The organism is Psychrobacter sp. A3 (genome assembly GCF_028823565.1).
GTDB classification, from domain to species: Bacteria; Pseudomonadota; Gammaproteobacteria; order Pseudomonadales; family Moraxellaceae; genus Psychrobacter; species Psychrobacter celer.
In genome coordinates, this window is record NZ_JAPEHS010000021.1 from 14,830 (window position 1) to 35,274 (window position 20,445).

The window sequence follows — 20,445 nt, forward strand, 5'->3', positions numbered from 1 at the left end:
TCATAAGAGCTTATAGGAGACATAACAATGGCCCGTTATATTGGACCAAAACTCAAATTATCACGTCGTGAAGGCACAGACTTAGGCCTTAAGTCTGGTGTTAAGCCATATGACGTAAAAACAAAGAAAGCTGCTCGTCCACCTGGTCAACATGGTGTGAGCCGTAACAAAAGCTCAGAGTACTCTTTGCAGCTACGTGAAAAACAAAAAGTTAAGCGTATCTACGGTGTACTAGAGCGTCAGTTTGCGAACTACTATAAAGAAGCGGCGCGTAAGCGTGGTGCTACTGGTGAGAACCTACTAGCCATGCTTGAGAGCCGTTTAGACAACGTAGTATATCGCATGGGCTTTGGCTCAACTCGCGCCGAAGCACGTCAGCTAGTCAGCCACCGCGCTGTTATGGTCAAAAAAGCTGGCCGTGATGAGTTTGTTCGTGTGAACATTCCATCAATTCAGTTGCAAGATGGTGATGTCATCGCTATCCACGAGAAGTCTCGCGAACAGCTACGTATCAAAAACGCTATCGAACTAGCGACTCAGCGTGGCATTCCAGAATGGCTAGATGTTGATCACAGCAAACTACAAGGCACGTTTAAACAAGCGCCTGATCGTATTGATCTACCTGCTGACATCAACGAAAGCTTGATCGTTGAGCTATACTCTAAGTAAATGACGTACCGCTCAGTGTCATAATCATGGCGTTGAGCCATAAACGTTAATTAAACCAGTTTAATAAATCGAGGTGACATCATGATGCTAAATGCAACTGAGTTTCTAACGCCGAACGCCATTAATGTGGATACGGTGAATGAAACGATTGCGAAAGTCACGCTCGAACCGTTAGAACGCGGCTTTGGGCATACCCTCGGGAATGCTCTGCGTCGCATCTTGTTATCTTCATTACCTGGTGCCGCAGTCATTGAAGCTGAGATTGATGGTGTTGACCATGAGTACTCAACGCTTGAAGGACTACAAGAAGACGTACTTGACTTGCTTTTGAACCTAAAAGGCTTGGCGATTACCCTTCATGACCAAAATGAAGTATTTTTGACCTTGGATAAACAAGGTCCAGGCACTATTACTGCTGCAGACATCACGCTACCGCATAATGTCGATATCATCAATCCAGATTTGGTGTTGGGTACATTAAGTGACCGTGGTCATCTTAAGATGCGTTTGCGCGTAGTAATGGGTCGTGGATATGAGCCAGCAAACCAGCGCCGTGAAGATGGTGACACCAAAGCAATCGGACGTTTAAAGCTTGATGCAAGCTTTAGTCCTGTGCTACGTGTTGCTTATCAGGTTGAGAACGCTCGCGTAGAGCAGCGTACTGATCTTGATCGTCTTATCGTTGAGCTTGAAACTAATGGCACTATAGATCCAGAAGAAGCAATTCGTAAAGCAGCCACTATTTTACAACAACAGATTTCTATCTTTGTTGACCTAGAAGCTGAAGAAGCGCCTGAGCCTGTGAAAGAAAAAGAAGAGGTCGATCCGGTGCTATTACGCCCTGTGGACGATCTTGAACTAACGGTTCGCTCAGCCAACTGCTTGAAAGCTGAAAACATTTACTATATCGGTGATTTGGTACAGCGTTCAGAGACTGAACTACTAAAAACCCCAAATCTTGGTAAGAAATCATTGACCGAAATCAAAGACGTACTAGCGTCTAAAGATTTAGAGCTTGGTATGCGCCTAGACAACTGGCCGCCAGCTGACCTTCGTGTCGATGATCGTTTTTCTTATCGTAGCCGTTAAACTTTAAGGATTTTTGACTATGCGCCATCGTAAGAGTGGAGTCAAGCTGGGTCGTACCGGCAGTCATCGTAAGGCAATGTTTCAGAACATGACCAACTCATTGTTTGAGCATGAACTGATCAAAACTACTTTGCCAAAAGCTAAAGAATTGCGCCGCGTTGCTGAGCCATTGATCACTTTGGCTAAAGAAGACAGCGTTGCTAATCGCCGTTTGGCATTTAGCCGTATGCGTAGTAAAGCTATGGTCGGTAAGCTATTTGGCACGTTAGGTCCTCGTTACCAAACGCGTCCAGGTGGTTATTTACGTATCGTAAAATGTGGTTATCGTGACGGTGATAACGCGCCAATGGCTTATGTGGAATTGGTTGATCGTGACTAATTTTGCATTGACGATATAATGTATAAAAAAGGCTCCAATTCAATTGGAGCCTTTTTTTATGTTTCAAATTTGCCGCTGATTACAATAATAATGAATCAACATCGGCTGCACCTTGTCTGATGATTTCAGGCATCCCACCAGTCATATCTACAATGGTCGTCAGCTTGGTGGTCTTGATACCAGCATTGATCAAACCATCAATTTGATTGCTTAATAACTCCTCGATTTCAAAGGGATCATCGAGGATGTCATCACGCTCAGGCAGTATCAATGAGCTGGTCAAAATTGGTTCATCCATGGCTTCTAATAATGCTTGAGCGATAGGATTGCTTGGTACACGGATACCAATGGTTTTTTTCTTAGGATGCGCCAGTTTTTTGGGAACATCTTTTGTCGCATTTAGGATAAAAGTAATTGGGGCTGGGGTATGCGCTTTTAGTTGTTTATACTGAGCATTGTCTACGGTCGCATAGGTGGCAATCTCGCTTAAATCGCGACAAAGTAAAGTAAATTGGTGTTTGTCATCCAGTGCGCGGATTTGCTTAAGTTTGTCTAAGGCCTCTTTTGCGCCCAAACGGCACCCAAAAGCGTAGCTGGTATCGGTAGGGTAGATGATTAGTTGATCTTTGCGTAGCAGCTCGGCTGCTTGAGCGATCAGACGAGGTTGCGGATTGTCGGGATGAATATAAAAAACTTGCATAATCGTTCCTTATTTTATAATTATAACAGTATCGATGATCGGTACTACGTCGCCTTATTGTGAGTCATACTACGAGTCAATGACTGCTGACGCGGGGTGTGATATGGGGTGATAAAGACAAGCACAGAGTAACCCTTATGCCTATTGATACTTGTATCAAACCCATACCTTATAAAGGCGCTTTACTGGTTTAGTATAACGCAAGGTAAATATAAGTTTAGTGGCAGGACGTTACGATGCGTAGAAAATCGTTAACGGTTTATGATGATATTAAAAGCGCCTGCTTTATTTTAGCCGCGCTTATGATGACTTTATAGACGATGCTGCGTGAGATAAATACCAGCAGTACAGAGCACATATACTATGTGTCCGTTTTATTTAAGATGAATTATAAATTAATTGCACACGCACAAAAAAGTATGCAATAAGATTTTAGCATCGCGTGGCAGAGTATGAGGGCGGGCAATATAGTCCTCAGCTTGCTGATATACGTCGAGTGCAAAGGTGCTACCGCTGGTATCGAAGTCCGCAAACAAGTTGTCTTGTGACACTCGAAACACACGCCCGCATGCTAAGGTGAATAAACACTCTAGGGCTTGCGGTTTGATCTCTACGCGCTCAAACGCTTGCTGCTGCGCTTCACTACGGCCATCTGGGGCATACCAGTAGCCAAAGTCTGCCAACTGCCGACGTGCCTCACCAGCGATGCACCAATGGCTTAGCTCTAGTAAACTCTTATCTATAAATGTACATTACTAAGTTATTGATTGATAAAGAAGTAATTGTAATGATGTAAAATCAGCTTCTTGATAAAAAAATGTACAATATTCCTCATAAAAGGAGATATTGTACATTAAGTGAGTCATTGGAATTATCACTTTTCAAAGCACTAAGAAGCTTATATTAGCCGTGTATATACAATCGAGACATATCAATATTTTATTTTTGATGAATAGATCGGGACTTTTTGTTGGTTCTTCTCTTAGTAGATATTCTTTGTTTTTTCAATAAAATTGGGAAGGCTAGAATATTTACTATAGTTATCATCGGCTGAATAGTAGCCTGATGAATATACTTCACATGACTGCTTTGAAATTTTAAAATTAAGTAAGTATGAATTTGTAATATGTAGTTAATAAACTAATTATCCCTTAACGTAGAAAAATCTGTATGCATTAATGTTTCTAAAGCTATTTTAGCCGTAGGAGGAGGATTCGTAATCATCTCTTGATAATTAACTTCTAAGTTTTTTAGAAACATCTCTGATATCGGTCGACCTGAAAAATCATCAAAGCTAGGTGAAAAATGTATACCTATAGCTTCACACATAGCCTTTTCTAAGCCTTGAGGTCTTGCTTCAACCAATTGAAATAGCTCTTGCTCTTCACTTGTTCTACCACATTCAGTATACCAGTAACCATAGTCATCTAATTTGCGTCGTTTTTGCCCTGCCAAACAGTAATGAGCAATTTCATGTAATAGGCTTCTTGGGTAGTTTTCTTTAAAAAAGATCTTCGCATTTGTATCTGCTTTTGGCGCTTCATAGTAGGGTTCATCTACTCCACCAATTATGGTTAGAGTAGGAAACAGATGTTCAAATAAAATTTTTAGTTTGTTACACAAATGATCGTCATTCATAGGAATACTTTTAAGGCACCTTAATAGCCGTAATATGAGAAAAATAAAGCTTTAGAGAGGCTTTATTCATAGATTGTATTTGAGCTAAACAGGAACAAGATTAAGCTATTTATTAGATCTTTTCACTAATCTTAAATGTGGAGAATCTGCTAACTCTCTTTGAAGTTCAAAATTCTGTCTTAGAATGTTAAGATAATCTTGCATTATAATGTCATATTCTTCTTTTAGCATGTCGTATTTCAAATTAGCTTTTATTTTGAGCTCTTTTTCATGTTTTAACTTAGTAGAAGTATTAGGTTTTTCTTGAGCACGATTTTTGCGTTCTTCTTCCGCTTTTGTTATTGCTTCGCAAAGTTCTGGATATCTCTCACTACGGACATACCCTTTTCCTTTACCTGCCTCTCTACCTACAGCGTCTCTAGTAAACTTAAACCGTGATGACTTTGTATTGACAATTTTGGCTGTACCATCTTGTAGACGATTCAAAGCATCCCAATAAGCCTGTTCTGCCTGGCTAGTTTTCATGTTATTTCTCTTGATTTACTTCTAATACTGAAAGAAGACTGTCTATTTTTTTAATACTCACTTCGTATTCATGATGAACACGCTTTGGAATATCTAAAGTGAGTTGAGACTTATAAAAATCTTTAGTTTGTAGCAAAATACTTTTGGATTCTGGTGAAAACACCGCATTTTCACAGCTAATACAAGCAGATGCCAATACACCAGCACCTTTATCACAAGGTTTAATAGACATACATCCGCCAACTAAAGTAGATCGATAACGAATTTTGCCATTTTTGACTGCTTTCTTAGTACTATTTCTATTATCTAAGAACTTAGGAAGCTTATTCTCTACTTTTCTTTTTTGTAGATTTTTACCAGCTGCACCAGTTAGTGTCACCCCGCTATCTAACAATTCATGCAAACTATCTGACTCTACTCTTGCTTGGGCATCCTGCCATTCCTTTTCCATAGCTTTGACTTCAGGGCCGTTGCCTAAAATATTTATCGCTCTAGAGTTTGAGTCCGTGTAATAGACTGTCATCATCATGCTTATATGTTTTAGCTGGGATTTAAGGGTAGGATATGAAACATAACCACTAGAAGCAGCATACACGGCTAAGGAGCGTCTAAACTGATGAAAGCCTAAAGGCCAAGGCTCACCTAATTTAATATTATTAGGTATTTCATCGCCGTATAAAAATTGACTGACTTCCTTTAAGTCTTGTTCTGAAATCAATAAGTGCTCTGATGACATTATTCTTTGAATGAGGTTGCTATTTAAGGCAGTTGTTGCATAATCAAAATGCGGATGAGGCTTTCCAGATTTCCCATTTTCAATTGAAAAAAACAACGGTAACTTACTCTCATCTTCTGCCACCTGACTCTTATTAGCAGACCAGTTCAAAGCTCCTTGAGTGATAAATTTAGCTGCTTCAAAAGCTTCTTCAACAATTGAACCTGTTACCCATTTTGTAAATCTTGGTACTCCATTACTTTCCAATTTTGTTGTAGTTGACCATACTACAGGTATATTCCCAGTATCGGAATTAATATGTCTTAGCCCGTTGAAAGGGATAGATAGTAATTCATTTTTACGCATACCTGTAAACGCAGCTATAACAAAAGCGCTTTTCATCTGTATTTGACCTAAGCTGATTGTTAAACTTAACCAACTAGCATTCTTGATGATGTTTAAATCTGTTAATTCTGCTAAAATCTTAGTTAGCTTTGTATCTCTCTTCAAAGCAGTTTTCCAATAAAATGAAACTAAACTTGTTTGTGATTTATTAAGCTTACTTATGGGCATACTCTGATCTAGTCTTAAAGCTTCATCCCTTACTTTAGTACGTGCAGAAAAAACATATGATATCTTCTCAGCATGCTTATTAAAAATCTGTAAGCTTTCAATGGTATCTTTTAGCAGGTTCTGATAAATGCGTGAAGGAATAATCATAGTTTGAAGACCTTGAGAGGTTTCAGGGAAAGACTTTCTAGTTTTTCTTAAACTGCTTGAAAATTCTTCTGAAGGTTGTATATTGCACCAAAAATTGTTTCGATTTAAAACAGATGCTGTATCAATAAACCTTTGTATCTTGCCTAAATACAAGCCTATTTGTTTTTCTGCAGAGCTGTTATTTACTAAGAAACAGATTGCATCAGGGTCAGCAAATACGTTATCAAGTTCAATATTATTGTTTACACAGTAACTAATCAGAAAAGATATAGCGACTAAGTCACCATTCAATTTTGACATAGAACATCCATTCATTTCACAAATCCAATTGAGTGCAAATACCTTCAAAAACTTAACTGCTGATTTGAATTCTCTGCCGTCGGTATTAATAGATGAGGATAGGTTCTTAATTTTAGTTCTAAAGTTAATAGTCCTCATTAAACTACTAGTAGCACTATAGTCCCAAATATCGTCAGAGAATAATGATAAAGCATCTCCACTCTTGGAAAGCGTTATAACCAAACTAGATGATGGGTTCTCGATTAGGTCTTTAGATATTGGTTGTATCTCTTTAACAAGGGGTTCACGCATCATTATCTTGGTCATAAACTTAAGCTTTTTCTGTTAGATTCTGAGGTTACAGTGAGAAAATTTATATGCTCATCCCAATACTCATTATAAATTTGCATTTTTATATTTTGTTCAGCATCATCAACGAGTTCAATTACTCTATTATCTTTTCCTTTAAGAATATTGATAATCTCGTCAATTCTAAATAGTGATGGTTCTATAGAGAGGAGATGATATTCAGGATCATCACGAATCATAGAAGACTTTAGTAGAGCCTCTTTCAAACTTAATAGTTTATGTATATCTTCAAAATCTATATGAATTGCAAAAAATTCACAGAACAAACAACTTTCAAATGTAGCACAGGAAGGGTTGGGAGCTTCATTATTAAAGCCCAATGCCTTAACAGGATCGTTATCTGATAGGTTAGAACAAGATCCTGCTGGTATTTTCTCCGTATCATAGTTAGTTGAAGTCTTGATAGATATAGTTTGTTCATTAGTTCGATTAGACCTAAGAACTGCGGTAATCATTTTTTCGTGATAATGATTCATCTCTATTGCTTGAGACTCAATATCGATCGAAGTGTAAGATTTAGCTACTGTAGTTAAAGAGTTATTCAGCTTCCTAGCTACTAATGACAAATTTCCTTTAGAATGTTTTATGTAGTATTCCGCACATAGGTTTCTAATGTCTCTAGCAGTAACCCTTTTAACCCCTTTAAAAAGTGGCGTATTGTCGTCAATAGAACTGACAGAGCTACGTGCAAAACGCTTTAAGTGACGATGTTCTCCAATACGCACAAACAAGTATTCTTGACAGTCTCCAGGAAGATGAAGGTTATCAACCCACTCTCTAAGTTTCAAATACTGTATGAGATAACGTTTTAAGTGAGAAGGAGCGGAAAATTCAATCTGTCTACCTGCTCGATATTTATGTTTTCTAGCAAAAGTTGATAAGCCAAGGTCTTCCAAATTTAAATCAGATATTTTCAAATCAAGTGTGGGTTGTATATTAGCAGCAGTGAAAGAAAGGTAAATGTAATAAAAGCAATATGTACATAGGTTATAAGCATAAATTTTTCTAGAGTCTAAATTCTCATTAATCCATGTATTTCTGTTGTTTATTAATGTGTTTTTATAGAAATCTTTCTTAGTGCGCTCACAATTATAATAATTTGATAAAACATTTTTTATCTCATTAAAGGGTAAGGGTTCACCACTATTGTAGAAGCAATTAGGTAGTTTCTTTATGCCATATTTTTTAGTCGAATCCCAATAATAATCATTACTTGATGATTTTGCTAAAGTAATAGGTATAGGGTAGATTTTATTTAATATGGCGTATGAGAATTCATTAAAGTATGTAATGCAGGTTTGTAAGAAGTTTTTGAAGTCTTCTAATGAGGAGTCTCTTTCTTTACTGTTATGTCCCATATGACGATGCTTGGGAATAATACTAAGTATATCGATATCAGATAAGTTATAAGCAATTTTTATGAAATCTCTTGCAGTATTTAGCTTGTCATAAAGAGTTGTAGTGCTTATAGATTTTGCACCACTTAAACGCGCCTTTTGATAGAGATTAATTTGATAATATTTATAATTAGATGCTAAATCATCTAAAGTAAGAGGCTTAGAGCCTTCAAAATCACAAAAATCAAAAAAATATCTTAAATTATGAAGGTAACCTCGAACCGTTTCATCTCTCAACCCTTTTTGAAGGATTTCCCTAAGGTACCTTCTCAACCATTCTACACGTTGTATAGACAATGTTGATTTATCAACTAGACCCGTAATATAGCTCTTAGTTTTATTTCGGAAATGACCAGAATCGTTCTCTCTATTGGTATAGCAGACTCTACCAATATCGACTTTAAAGGACACACCATCAGCTCTTGAACCTACAATTACTGTGTATTGAGGATCAACGATATCTTCTATTTGCTTAGTGCTTATCTCAATAAGCTGCCTGTCATTGAAAGAATTAGACATTTATTTGCCCTTATCAAATGTTACGCCGAACGTATCTTGTATATCATTGAATTCTTTTACTTCCGAGTCGAATTTTAGATAGGCCTCAGTGGTTGTTAGGCTTCTATGGTTTAACCTTTGTCTGACATGATCAAATATCTTAGAATCAGGGTATTCCTTAGCTCTAAGGTTTCTTACGATATTCATCCCATAGGTAGCACGCAAATCATGGAATGAAAAATTTTGAAGACTTGGTTCAAACTTTTGAACCTTGGAAATGAATTTTTTTAATTCATTTCTTAAAGATTGGCCGTTTTTAGGTACCATGACGGGCGCTTCAGTGTTCCAAACTGGTTTAGGGTTGTTACGATTACGATCTATAATTTCTCTTTCAGCAGTTAAATAGGGGTTTCCAGTTCGAGTTAAAAACACATAGTTATCGTCAGTATTTGCATAAAAGCTGTTTATATTTTGTCTTCTATGTTCCGCTCTTTCGCAATCTATATATGTTGCTAAATGATCAATTAGGTTACGTGAAAACATTAAGCGGTTTAGTCTCCCAAACTTTGAGTCTGTTCTGTATTTATATCCAGTATTTATCACGGCATAATTTGAATCAGCATTTTGTTCTAAGTAGTCGAGAGCAGTTTTGATACAAGCAATAGAGAGAGTGCATACGCTTTGTTGTCTAGCTCCTGTTCCGAGAGCTATTCTTATCATTAGCTCTAACTCTATTGACGCATAGTTTTTATCAAATGCCCTGAAAATAATTTCTTGTTCTTCAGAGCTTAAAGGACGCAGACTGCCTCCATCTCTCAACTTACCTAGTGATGGTAAGGGTTTTCTGCTGCTTCTTAGCTTGAGATCATTTGTAATAACACTAATATTCCTCATTATTCCTACATTATTATGAATAGGTATAGAAACCTTCCTTTCTCTAAAGGGCTTATTCTCTATATCAGACTGAGATACGAATGATTGATGCTGTATATAATTATAGAAATGAGCAACAGAGGACAGAATGTTATTAATGTATTGAGAGCTAAAGTCGTGCTGTTCTATTACAGCCTGTAAAAAAGCTTTGAATTTGCGAGGAACCCTTTGCTGATACTGGGTAGGTAAGTCTAAAAAGTGTTGGTTACTATGTTCTAGGTACTGTAGATAGTATTTTAGGTGGATAGCTCTTGCGGATAACGTTTTCATATTTGAAAGCGCAGGAGTGTCTAGTTGTCCCATGAGATATAGGTTACCTATTTTCCAAGGTAAACCATCTGATTGAATGATAACAGGCATTCTGAAGTGATAATCTGAGTTAGCTAAAGAGCTAAAAGTGTAATCGTAATCATTAGCCTGAGCAGTCTTTGACCAATTTGCATTTTGCAATCTAAACCGTCTTAGATAAATTACTTTTGCATTAGAGTCAAAAAGGTCTTTAAGATAAGGTTTCATCTCTTTTCTAGTTCACTGAGTTCTTTGGCTTTAAACATAAGCTTTTCTATATATTGAGATAACGAATGGAACTGGTTCTTTGCATCATTTATGGCAAAATTCTTAAGTTCTTTAGGTACCCGGACGTTCATCTGAACCTTCTGATTTGACATGTATTTACCTCTTTAGGGTTTGTTACATAATATGATAGCATTATGCTATCATTGCCGCAAGTTCCTTATGGTAATATTATTTGTTTTAAATTCAATATTCTATTTGGGCTTTAAAATGTCAAAAAATGTGCAGTTTAATTTAAGAATTCCTACTGAATTGAAAGCCCTGATCTCCGATGCCTCAAAAGTTAGTGGACGTTCAATTAATGCCGAGGCACAGTATCGACTAGAAAAATCTTTTGAAGGTCAAGAAGGAAGTTATATCGAAGCTATCGACGATTTAAAGAGTTTTTTTGATGCTCATTTACGTAGCGATCGCTTAAATCTACTATCTGGCAAACTAAATTTCCTCTTGAGTGAAGCTAAGGCAACTGATAGTTTTCATACCCCAAGTATTTCTAGAGTTGCTGAGGCCCTGGGATACAATAGTGTGGGCGTTACTGAGGATTGGTTTGAAGGGCGAAAAGAGCCATCGTTTAACGAATTAGAAAAATTAGCCACATACTTTGGATGCCAAAAGAATTGGCTCGTTCATGATGAAGGAAGGCCTTTCGCAAAAGAAACATTTGAGTTTGGTTATGATATTGAAGAGAATGCTAGAAGCTTATTAAAAGGTAATAATGAAGATGAGGTTAAGTTGGTCTGGTTTGCTCGGAACAATACTGAAAACGGTGAACTAGTTATTATCAAGCATTACGATAGTTGGCATGGTTTGATTCTAGACTCTCGTGTGCATGTCAGTGACAAAGTAGGTATAGGTGGCTCTGAAGACAGAGCGCTCCTATCCTTAACATTAAAGTATCTTTGTAAGTACCATATCTCAAAGATCAGAGGAGCAATAGTTTCAGAACCAGACTTTAACGAATTAATTTGGGCCAAACAAAATCCGATCAAAGTAATTGATAAGTATCGTCACAATTCTTGGATTGAAGATATTTGGGATAGGTCAATGTATTCAAAGAAAGCTAATAGTTACTGGAAAGGATGGAGTGAGATGTGCATGTCTAATGAACTTTATATTAGTGGACATGAGATTTTATCTAAAATATCTATAAAGTAATTTGAGATAAAATAAGTATGCCATACTAGGGCGTGTCATCAATTAGCATAGATATTTCAGAATAAGCTATACTTAGATCGTATTTAGGAATTTGAGCTCAATGACTATGACAAGATGACATCCCCTACGTGATGACCAATGGGAGAGAATTAAAGACATTCTACCTGGTAAACCAAGTGACGTTGGTGTTACTGCAAAGGATAACCGCTTGTTCGTAGAAGCGGTTCTGTACCGTTACAAGACCGGCATACCTTGGCGTGACCTACCTGAACGCTTTGGCGACTTCAGAGTGATTCATACTCGCTTTAGTCGCTGGTCAAAAAAAGGCGTATGGAAGCAGGTTTTTAATCAACTCTCTGAACAATCCGATGACGAATATGCCATGCTAGATGCCACGATTGTTAAAGCCCACCAGCACAGTGCTGGAAAAAAAGGGATCAAGCCATTGGACGCAGCAAAGGTGGACTGAAGACTAAAATACATACTCGAACAGATGCATTAGGCAATCCTACTGGCTTTTATCTAACAGGTGGGGCAGCTCATGACCTGTGTGGCTCAGATGAATTGCTTGATGTCAGTATTAGCCAAACGTGGCTTGCCGATAAAGCTTACGATGCTGATGCCCGCGTTATTGAACCGATTAAAGCAGTGCAAGGTAATGCAGTTATACCATCTAAGTGTCATCGGCTGCAGCCAAGAGACTTCGATAAAGAGCTTTATAAAGCGAGGCACCTAATAGAGAACTTCTTTGCCAAGATTAAGCAGTATCGTGCGATTGCCACTCGCTATGATAAGTTAGCCAGTCATTTCCTTAGTGCCATTCACTTAGTTTCTTGTGTCGTTTGGCTTAATTGATGACACGCCCTAAAGAAAATCAATAAATATGGACGTGCAAGGTAGCCATTACTCGTGGTAATGCGCCTTTAGCAATGTTGCTTTATTGTAATGAAAATAAGGGCACTATACTAGCGTTATTGCGAGCAAATACTGATGTAAATAATAAGGTAAGTAGCAAAGTAAGTAGTAATAAATAACGTTAAACCAAGGATTTAGCGTCTATATTAAAAAGGCTATTTAGTAAGATTGAAAAAGCCAATTAAACCAAGGATTTAGCGTCTATATTAAAAAGGCTATTTAGTAAGATTGAAAAAGCCAACGTCCTATTATCAAAGGACGTTGGCTTTTTAATGGGTAGAAATGATGTGGAATTTATCTACATTTAAACGATTAATTTAGCGCGGTTAAGGTTTGCTCAAACGCTGCGCGCCCGATTTCACCCACTTGTTGATTGACCAATTGCCCGTCTTGATAATACAGCAATGCTGGCGGACCAAACAATTTATAACGCGCTAAGATTGCTTTTGAATCCGCTGTAGTCTCTGTGATATCAAGTTTGACCAATTGCCAATCTTGCATTTGCGCAGGGCGATTATGAAATAAGTTTTTCTCCATAGTCCGGCATGCAATACACCATTCGGCGGTGACATCGACCAGCACTTTAGGATTGGCGGCGACAATGGCATCTAACTCAGCCAGCGTCGTGACCGTCTTATCGGTTGCATTACTGGTGGCTGGTTGACCAGCAGTTGTCTGCAGCACCGGAACCGCAGTTAGGGAGGCAAGCGGATGCAAGCTGTCGTCATTGCCCAATGCGGCGCCGACGATTAAACACGTCGCCCAAATACCAGCGATTAAGCCTAGCGCTTGGGTCAGCATCCGACCTTTGCCTAGCCAGCTCCACGCCCACATCGCCACGACCATAAACCACAGCGCCCACACTATCAGCATCACAGGCGAGATAAAGACGCGTTCAATTAATAACAATGCCACGGCAAAAAGCAACAAAGCAAAGCCCTGCTTGACCCAATTCATCCACTCGCCTGCTTTTGGCATGATTTTACCTTGGGTCGCGCCAATTAAGATAAGCGGCGCCGATAAACCAAAACCGAGCATAAATAAAGCGGCAAAGCCAAGGAGCGGACTTCCAATCGTTGATACGGCAAGCAGCGCCCCAAATAAGGGCGCCGAAACACAAGGCGATACCACGAGCGCCGATAAGAATCCCGCAATTAAACTGCCACCCGTACTACCAAGTTTGCTATCCCCCGCTTGGCTTAGACCCTGCATTTTACTACTGATGAATCTTGGCAGACGAATGCTAAATACGCCCAACATATAAAGGGCTAATAAGACAAAAACGATGGCAAACCCAATTAAAATAATCGGATTTTGTAGCCAACCAATAATGCCTAACGATTCGCCAAATACCGCAATGACCGCGCCTAAAATACCATAAGCGATGGCAACACCAATAGCGTAGCTGGTCGTTAAAATAACACCGCGTTTTACCGTTGGATTGTCTTCACGCGCGACGATATTGGCAACAATCGGTAGCATCGGTAACACGCATGGCGTCAATGCCAAGACCAACCCTGCCAAGAACAATAACACCAATGCCAACCACGGATGCGAAGCTAAGCCAAAAGGGTCACTATTAATGGCGTTATCAACGACAACGGTATTGTTTGTTGCAGCAGCATTATTTATGACAGCGTCATTGTTCGCTGCTTCACTTGTGACATTATCGCCTACCACTTCTTCATCGGCTCCAGAGATGGTATTGATTGCACCAAGCTCTGCATCTAACGCTTCGTCATCTAACAATGCATAATCAATCACCTCGTCATCTGGCGTAGTTTGCTCTGTAGCAAGACTATTGGTAACTGTCCCATCTGTAGAGGCTTGCGCAGTTTCTACATTGCTGTTATTGCTCGCAGAACCTGTAGCAGTACTACTTGAACTATTGGCTGCCGATTGTGACGCAGCAGCGATATTGACTGTGGTTTTTATTTTCTCCGGTGGATAGCATAGACCCGCTTTGGCACAGCCTTGCCAACCTATTGTCACGGCGGCATTATTTATCGCCTTGCCATTACTACTACTCAAAATGGTAGTAGCAACCATATTGGCTTGGTCAAAGACCAATACTTGACCAAAGGTCGGATCATCTATGGAGATAGGCTTTTGGCTAAAGCTAAAAGGTGCAGCGCTCACGCCAGCAGGCAACGTTAGCTTAATTTGGTCTTTATAAACATAGTGCTCAGGCGTAATGTCAAAGTTAATGGCTAAGCGCGTGCCATTATTGGTCGGTTTGCTGCTACTGCTAACTTGAAACGCTTCATCAACAGGCAAAAATTTCGGTTGGGTCGCGCTTTTATCACTGCTAAATAAATCGCCCAATCCTGCCGCTTGCGATGCCACTGGCACGGCCGTCAGCCCAGTCGCTGCTAGCCCTGTCAATAATGAACCCGCGCTGAAAGCGAACGCCAACAGATAAGATTTTTTTGACGATTTATTTTGCGTTAATGACGGAGACTTTTCTGCGCTCTTAAGGGACATGAAGGGCTACCTATTATTTCCAATATTCGAATTGACCAATTCACTGTCTGTATGGACTTGTCTATTTACAACCCCAGTTCGGGATAAGCCACATTGTAACTCATTGACACTATTTACAATGTTGCTACCTGTCCCTGCTGAGGCATATTTTTGATGGTGGGTTTATAGGGAAACCAGCAATAAGCAATTAAACCTGACAGCAAGTTTGTGATAAACCCCGTGACACTACGATGGCGTGAGTGTTCGATTTGGCACAAGTTTTTAAGCTCCCCAAACACCGTTTCAACCAAAGAGCGATGATTGAGTAGTACCTCATCCATAGGCTCAAGTAATTGGGGTTTCATATTACGCCGAAGTTTGGTTATCAACGTGGTATCACTGTGTTTTGTGAGCCACTCGTTTAGTGCTTTACTGATATAGCCTCTATCCCCAAACACCTTGGCAAACACAGACGTTGCCATATCCTTAACAGGCACTCTGTCATCCGTATTACCCGCAGTGACTTTAACAGATAAAAGCTCGCCCTTATGATTGATAATGGCGTGCAGCTTAAAGCCATAGAACCAGCCCATGCTGCTTTTGCCTCGGGTTGCCATTCTTTCAAAGACTTTATGACAGTAGATACGCTTGTTATGACAAACTGCTATCTTGGTTGAATCAATATAGCTGATACCCGTACAGTCGCCCATCATGCTTTGCAAGTAGCTGCACAGTGGCATGATACTGCGCGGCACAAGCTCTATAAATCGCGAGTAGCTCGGCAGATTTGGAAACGCCCGTTTCATCATGCCAAGCATGTGATGGTAGTAAAACGCCTTAAACTGTCGATAACGTAATTGATGAAACAGTACCAAGATGGTCATAATCTCTGCTACACTTATCTGGCATGCTCTTAACCTTTGGTGTCCCGTTGCGATTAAATGAGCGTCAAACTCAGGTTTGAATTGCTGATAAAAGTCGTCAATATGGCAGTAGAGTTCGGTTAGGTTGTCCGTGTAAGAAGTCCTTTTTGCTTAAGTGGTCTTGGTAAACTTACTTTAGCAACTTCGGACTTCTTTTTTTATCTTTTTTTTGAGCCCTTATCCCGAACTGGGGTTATATTATATACAACATACTACAATATACTATTAAGGGATACAAAATCATGGTGAGCTATGCTGAAGAAACCGTAGAGATAAACTTGGTAAACTAAGCGTATTGACAGGAGTTTACCATGACCAAGAAAGTAAGAACCTACAGTGACGAATTTAAAGCTGAAGCCGTCAAGAAGATAGCGGATAACAACGGCAATATTTCAGCGACCGCAAAGCAACTTGGCATCGCCATGCAAACGCTATCCAACTGGCAGAACAAAGCTAATCAAGGCAAGCTTGTAGGAACAAAGCAGTATGACCCTGAACTTATGAGTGCGCTTGAAGAGGTAAAACGCCTAAAGCGACAGCTTAAAGTTGCCGAAGAGGAACGCGAAATACTAAATGAGGAGGGATAAAGCGAAGCACTGCTTCGCCCCGACGCAAGGGGAGAGCTATGCTCGAGTTGGCGACGGCGTACTTCGCGAGAAACAGTTAGTCAGGTACGCCTTTATCAAAGACAACCAGTTCCTCTTTCGCATCACCACTATGTGCCGTGTGTTAAGGGTTAAGCCATCAAGCTATTACGACTGGCTAAGTCGTGATCTCAGCGACCAACAGATACATCGCAACCAGTCTGAATTACTGGTTAAAGCGGCTCACAATGAAACGAAAGAACGTTATGGCGCAGATCGACTGCATGCTCATCTAAGCGAGCAAGGCCATAACATTAGCCTGTATATGGTAAGAAGCATCAAAGAGCAACACGGCATTAAATGTCGTCGTCATAAGCGCTTTAAAGTCACCACCGACTCCAATCACAACAAGCTGGTCTATCCAAACGTACTGGATCAGAAGTTTGATGCTAAGCGCCCTAACGAGTCGTGGGTCAGCGACATCACCTATATCTGGACGAATGAGGGTTGGCTGTACTTAGCAGGGGTCAAAGACTTATACACCAAAGAGCTTGTCGGTTACGCTATTAACAAGCGTATGACCGCAGATTTAGTTTGCAAAGCACTAAATATGGCCATCAAGAATAAACGTCCAAGCAAAGGGCTAATCGTTCATTCAGACAGAGGCAGTCAGTATTGCAGTCACGCCTACCACAAGACCATTAAGCAGCATCAATTTATAGGCTCAATGAGCGGCAAAGGCAACTGTTTCGATAACGCTCCGATAGAAAGCTTCTGGGGCACATTAAAGAATGAGCTGGTATATCATCAAGACTATAAAACAAGGTTCACAGCCATCAATGATATTATCAGTTATATCGAGCTGTACTACAATCAGACGAGGATTCAAAAGGGTTTGGGCTATCAATCGCCAAGACAGGTGTGGTTTGATTATTATCGTCAAGCTGCGTAATTAAAATCTCCCAAGTTTATGTATACGGATTTGACGGCAGGGGTCAATAGTTTAAAACTTTTATATTTACGTGCGTTAGAACGTTACCTAGAAAAAATAAAAAACTTACACTGATTAAATTATTATGATTAAGTTTACTATTACCCTCGTCTTCTAAGTGTGGTTAGACCTTTGCCAAAATAGCTTAGTAGTAATAACAAGGTTATTATTATCAAGATAGGATAATTTCCCATAAGCATAAAGGGCGTGTTACCAACCCGTGCCTGTATCTCACCACGTAGTACAGTACGCTCAAACTGCGGTGCGCGTTTTACAATACGACCTTTATGGTTAATGATAGCGGTAACACCAGTATTGGTCGCTCGAATAAACCAGCGCCCGTTCTCAAGCGCGCGCATTTGTACCATTTGCAAATGTTGCAATGGTCCTGCTGAAGTGCCAAACCAGGCATCGTTAGAGACGGTCAACAAAAATTCAGTATCGATGGCATTTTTACGCGTGGTATCTGGATAAGCTACCTCATAACAGATAGCCGTCCCTATATTGTGTCCACGCACCTTTAGAGGTGACTGCTGATCACTACCACGACTATAGCTCTTAATATCCTGACTACCGGCCAAACTTGGGAAAATATCGAGCACGCCTTCAAATGGAATATACTCTCCAAAAGGCACTAGACGCTGCTTCTTGTATAGGCCTTCCGCTTCTACACCTCGAGCAATCACGCTATTGTAAAATGGGGGATACTTATCCGTACTGGCATTGAATGCCGCTTTATCCTTATAAGGGATACCAGTTATCCATGTCGTATTGGTCGCATTAGCCATTTCTATCATTTCACTAATAAAGCCCGCAGCCTCATCCTGAAACATCGGAATAGATGATTCAGGCCACACCACCACATCACGTCCCCACTCAGTGCGCGTTAACTTCGCATAAATCTTTAGCGTTTCTACTTGATATTGCGTCAGCCACTTTATATCTTGTGAAATATTACCTTGAATCAATGACACTGACAGATCAGGTGTGCCCTTAGGTTTTGTCCATTGCGGATTGACCAGCCATAATGATGTGCTAATGGCTAATAACAGTACAGAAACGACGGCATAACTACTGCGTCGAAGCAGTAGCTCTACTAAACTTGCAGCCAATAGTATGGCAACAAAAGAGACGGCAAAAACACCAGCAACGGGTGCTAAGGACGATAACCAATACTCTTCAGTAAATGCATAACCAACAAACAGCCACGGAAAGCCTGTGAATAACCAAGTTTTTAACCATTCTTGTAGCACCCAAAGAGCAGCAAATGAAAAGGGTTGTTTGCCTACCATACGGTTAAAGACTAGTGCTAAAAATCCATGAAACAGTCCCATACCGAGACCCATCAATCCAATCATAATCAATGCGAGCCACGTTGGAGTATCGCTATAATCATGGATGGCAGTATAGAGCCAAAAGCCGCCGACGCACCATAGCCCCATACCGTAAGCTTCACCGATAATAAAAGCGCGACGACCACTCATATTTGGTACCAACAGCGCATATAAAATCGCTGGTGACACTATTGCTAGCGGCCAGAACCCATGAGGCGCTAGCGCAAATAAAAAAATAGCCCCTGCAAGCCATGCTGCTACTAGCGTAAACCATAGCGGTAATTGATTTGAGTGAGTACTCAAACGCTTTTGTAGATTAATAGTAGACAGGCGCATCGCAAATTATCCAAAATTATGAGTTTTGAATTTTTAGTCAAAATCCAAAACTCGGATAGACCTGTTAATACTACAGGCAGCATTTCAAAATGAAAACTGCTTATGATACCAGTCCGCACTGCTCAATGGATAAATTTACGTACTCCGTTTGATGGGTTATTATGCTACATTACCAAACGATATGAAGTGTTACTTGACCTTCTATAGCTCACAATATCTACAGTACATGAGAGAGCACTATGACCCCCTTAAAAATAAAATCCAGTCTTATATTCAATCGTTATCTGTCTAAGGGGTTGCGTAGTACGTTAGTATTACTTGCCGCCTCATCACTATTTGCTTGTAGCCAACCGAGTAGTGGCGTATCTGATGCAAGCACAACATCGGCATCAACTGAAGATGTAGTGACTGTTCCGAAGACAGCTGAACCAAACGTTATAAATACTCCTATGATGACATCAGTAAGTAAACCAGACCTACTAAAAAACGTCTCAGCCACTGTCTATAAAGATGCCAATTGCGGCTGCTGTAAAGAATGGATAAGTCATGCAGAAGATAATGGTCTAAGTGCAACCGCGCAAGATGTTGCGGACTTAGCCGTATTTAAAGAGCGCTACAGCGTTCCAAATGAAATGCGTTCTTGCCATACTGTAGTCACTACTGATGGTTACGTCTTTGAAGGTCATGTACCCGCTAAATATATGGCGCAGTTTTTAGAAAATCCGCCAGTACAAGCTATGGGTCTTGCCGTACCTGGCATGCCTGTTGGTAGCCCGGGTATGGAGTATCAAAATAAATTCATGCCCTATCAGGTTATGCAACTCAATAAAGACGGGACGACCCAAGTTTATGCTGATATTGAATCGGTAGAGCAGCAATTATAGTGTGTTAGCAGTTAAGAATACTTTGATTATAGTGTTAGCGTTAAAAGCGAATGAAGCAAGTATAAGACTGTTCTATTGCTTATAAAATGATTCTTCATCAAAAAATTCATTAGCTATTGCGACTTTAAAATTAAAAATAACTTTGAATTTGTAACTTTTGATGACAATGTAAGCGGATTTATCGGTTATTAACCCTTAAAATAGATAAATAACTAAGGGTTAATACAAGAATATACAGGATGTATCGAAACAATTACGTAATATTACATAAGCCAGTAGGGAATTAACATCTATATTAATATTATAAATTATTATATTATCTTAATAATTAGTTAGACCCTATATAGGGTAATTACTTCATCCAATAGAAAAACGT

General features: G+C 39.7%; 14 protein-coding genes and 3 pseudogenes. 7 read left to right on the forward strand and 10 right to left on the reverse strand.

The genetic code is table 11. The features are described from left to right. Positions 1–27: 27 nt before the first annotated feature. From rpsD to rplQ, 3 genes are all read left to right on the forward strand, one after another. Positions 28–669 (forward strand): 30S ribosomal protein S4, encoded by a 642-nt coding sequence (rpsD, locus tag NK638_RS04905; protein WP_105244911.1) that lies wholly within the window; start codon positions 28–30, stop codon positions 667–669. Positions 670–750: 81 nt separating this feature from the next. Then, on the forward strand, positions 751–1,758 hold the full coding sequence (locus NK638_RS04910) for a DNA-directed RNA polymerase subunit alpha (RefSeq protein ID WP_075102286.1): 1,008 nt from the start codon (positions 751–753) through the stop codon (positions 1,756–1,758). A 19-nt stretch (positions 1,759–1,777) separates the two neighbouring features. Continuing rightward, positions 1,778–2,137 carry a 50S ribosomal protein L17 gene (gene rplQ / locus NK638_RS04915; RefSeq protein WP_105244912.1) on the forward strand — a complete coding sequence of 120 codons (360 nt, stop codon included), beginning with the start codon at positions 1,778–1,780 and terminating at the stop codon, positions 2,135–2,137. 79 nt (positions 2,138–2,216) lie between these two features. Here rplQ and NK638_RS04920 read toward each other — a convergent pair whose 3' ends face one another. The 7 genes and pseudogenes from NK638_RS04920 to NK638_RS04950 form a co-directional block, all read right to left on the reverse strand. Next, positions 2,217–2,837 (reverse strand): L-threonylcarbamoyladenylate synthase, encoded by a 621-nt coding sequence (locus NK638_RS04920; RefSeq protein WP_192994626.1) that lies wholly within the window; start codon positions 2,835–2,837, stop codon positions 2,217–2,219. Positions 2,838–3,232: 395 nt separating this feature from the next. Next, positions 3,233–3,583: pseudogene (locus NK638_RS04925) on the reverse strand (elongation factor P hydroxylase); the annotation flags it as partial. 394 nt (positions 3,584–3,977) lie between these two features. Further along, positions 3,978–4,475 (reverse strand): elongation factor P hydroxylase, encoded by a 498-nt coding sequence (locus NK638_RS04930; protein WP_274632152.1) that lies wholly within the window; start codon positions 4,473–4,475, stop codon positions 3,978–3,980. 105 nt (positions 4,476–4,580) lie between these two features. After that, a complete protein-coding gene (locus NK638_RS04935; protein WP_274632153.1) occupies positions 4,581–5,000 on the reverse strand; it encodes a hypothetical protein in 420 nt (139 codons plus the stop codon). Between the two features lies 1 nt (position 5,001). After that, entirely contained in the window at positions 5,002–7,029 is a 2,028-nt protein-coding gene (locus NK638_RS04940; protein ID WP_274632154.1) for a hypothetical protein, read from the reverse strand. Positions 7,030–7,037: 8 nt separating this feature from the next. Next, complete coding sequence (locus tag NK638_RS04945; protein WP_274632155.1) at positions 7,038–8,999, reverse strand: hypothetical protein; 1,962 nt, start codon at positions 8,997–8,999, stop codon at positions 7,038–7,040. Further along, on the reverse strand, positions 9,000–10,427 hold the full coding sequence (locus tag NK638_RS04950) for a site-specific integrase (RefSeq protein ID WP_274632156.1): 1,428 nt from the start codon (positions 10,425–10,427) through the stop codon (positions 9,000–9,002). A 267-nt stretch (positions 10,428–10,694) separates the two neighbouring features. Between NK638_RS04950 and NK638_RS04955 the strand changes: the two genes are divergently transcribed. Both NK638_RS04955 and NK638_RS04960 read left to right on the forward strand, forming a co-directional pair. Then, a complete protein-coding gene (locus tag NK638_RS04955; protein WP_274632157.1) occupies positions 10,695–11,639 on the forward strand; it encodes an Arc family DNA-binding protein in 945 nt (314 codons plus the stop codon). 148 nt (positions 11,640–11,787) lie between these two features. After that, positions 11,788–12,494: pseudogene (locus NK638_RS04960) on the forward strand (IS5 family transposase). A 372-nt stretch (positions 12,495–12,866) separates the two neighbouring features. Here the strand turns inward: NK638_RS04960 and NK638_RS04965 are convergent. Together NK638_RS04965 and NK638_RS04970 are read right to left on the reverse strand one after the other, a co-directional pair. After that, positions 12,867–15,038, reverse strand: coding sequence for a cytochrome c biogenesis protein CcdA (locus NK638_RS04965; RefSeq protein WP_274632158.1), 2,172 nt, complete (start codon positions 15,036–15,038; stop codon positions 12,867–12,869). A 113-nt stretch (positions 15,039–15,151) separates the two neighbouring features. Next, the gene (locus tag NK638_RS04970) at positions 15,152–16,003 is read right to left on the reverse strand and encodes an IS982 family transposase (protein ID WP_274632160.1); all 852 of its coding nucleotides are present in this window, start codon (positions 16,001–16,003) and stop codon (positions 15,152–15,154) included. A 248-nt stretch (positions 16,004–16,251) separates the two neighbouring features. Between NK638_RS04970 and NK638_RS04975 the strand changes: the two are divergent. Then, positions 16,252–17,476 (forward strand): annotated as a pseudogene (locus tag NK638_RS04975) (IS3 family transposase). A 140-nt stretch (positions 17,477–17,616) separates the two neighbouring features. On the opposite strand, the gene lnt reads toward NK638_RS04975, so the two are convergent. Beyond that, entirely contained in the window at positions 17,617–19,185 is a 1,569-nt protein-coding gene (gene lnt, locus NK638_RS04980; RefSeq protein WP_274632159.1) for an apolipoprotein N-acyltransferase, read from the reverse strand. Positions 19,186–19,424: 239 nt separating this feature from the next. Here lnt and NK638_RS04985 point away from each other — a divergent pair, with 239 nt between their 5' ends. After that, positions 19,425–20,069 (forward strand): DUF411 domain-containing protein, encoded by a 645-nt coding sequence (locus NK638_RS04985; RefSeq protein WP_082787298.1) that lies wholly within the window; start codon positions 19,425–19,427, stop codon positions 20,067–20,069. Positions 20,070–20,445: the final 376 nt, after the last annotated feature.

Bases quoted from the DNA above. Each gene is read 5' to 3' on its own strand.
- NK638_RS04965 (WP_274632158.1), bottom strand. From the start codon at position 15,038: ATGTCCCTTAAGAGCGCAGAAAAGTCTCCGTCATTAACGCAAAATAAA.
- rpsD (WP_105244911.1), top strand. From the start codon at position 28: ATGGCCCGTTATATTGGACCAAAACTCAAATTATCACGTCGTGAAGGC.
- rplQ (WP_105244912.1), top strand. From the start codon at position 1,778: ATGCGCCATCGTAAGAGTGGAGTCAAGCTGGGTCGTACCGGCAGTCAT.
- NK638_RS04945 (WP_274632155.1), bottom strand. From the start codon at position 8,999: ATGTCTAATTCTTTCAATGACAGGCAGCTTATTGAGATAAGCACTAAG.
- NK638_RS04950 (WP_274632156.1), bottom strand. From the start codon at position 10,427: ATGAAACCTTATCTTAAAGACCTTTTTGACTCTAATGCAAAAGTAATT.
- NK638_RS04935 (WP_274632153.1), bottom strand. From the start codon at position 5,000: ATGAAAACTAGCCAGGCAGAACAGGCTTATTGGGATGCTTTGAATCGT.
- NK638_RS04940 (WP_274632154.1), bottom strand. From the start codon at position 7,029: ATGATGCGTGAACCCCTTGTTAAAGAGATACAACCAATATCTAAAGAC.
- NK638_RS04930 (WP_274632152.1), bottom strand. From the start codon at position 4,475: ATGAATGACGATCATTTGTGTAACAAACTAAAAATTTTATTTGAACAT.
- NK638_RS04910 (WP_075102286.1), top strand. From the start codon at position 751: ATGATGCTAAATGCAACTGAGTTTCTAACGCCGAACGCCATTAATGTG.
- NK638_RS04985 (WP_082787298.1), top strand. From the start codon at position 19,425: ATGACCCCCTTAAAAATAAAATCCAGTCTTATATTCAATCGTTATCTG.
- NK638_RS04920 (WP_192994626.1), bottom strand. From the start codon at position 2,837: ATGCAAGTTTTTTATATTCATCCCGACAATCCGCAACCTCGTCTGATC.
- lnt (WP_274632159.1), bottom strand. From the start codon at position 19,185: ATGCGCCTGTCTACTATTAATCTACAAAAGCGTTTGAGTACTCACTCA.
- NK638_RS04955 (WP_274632157.1), top strand. From the start codon at position 10,695: ATGTCAAAAAATGTGCAGTTTAATTTAAGAATTCCTACTGAATTGAAA.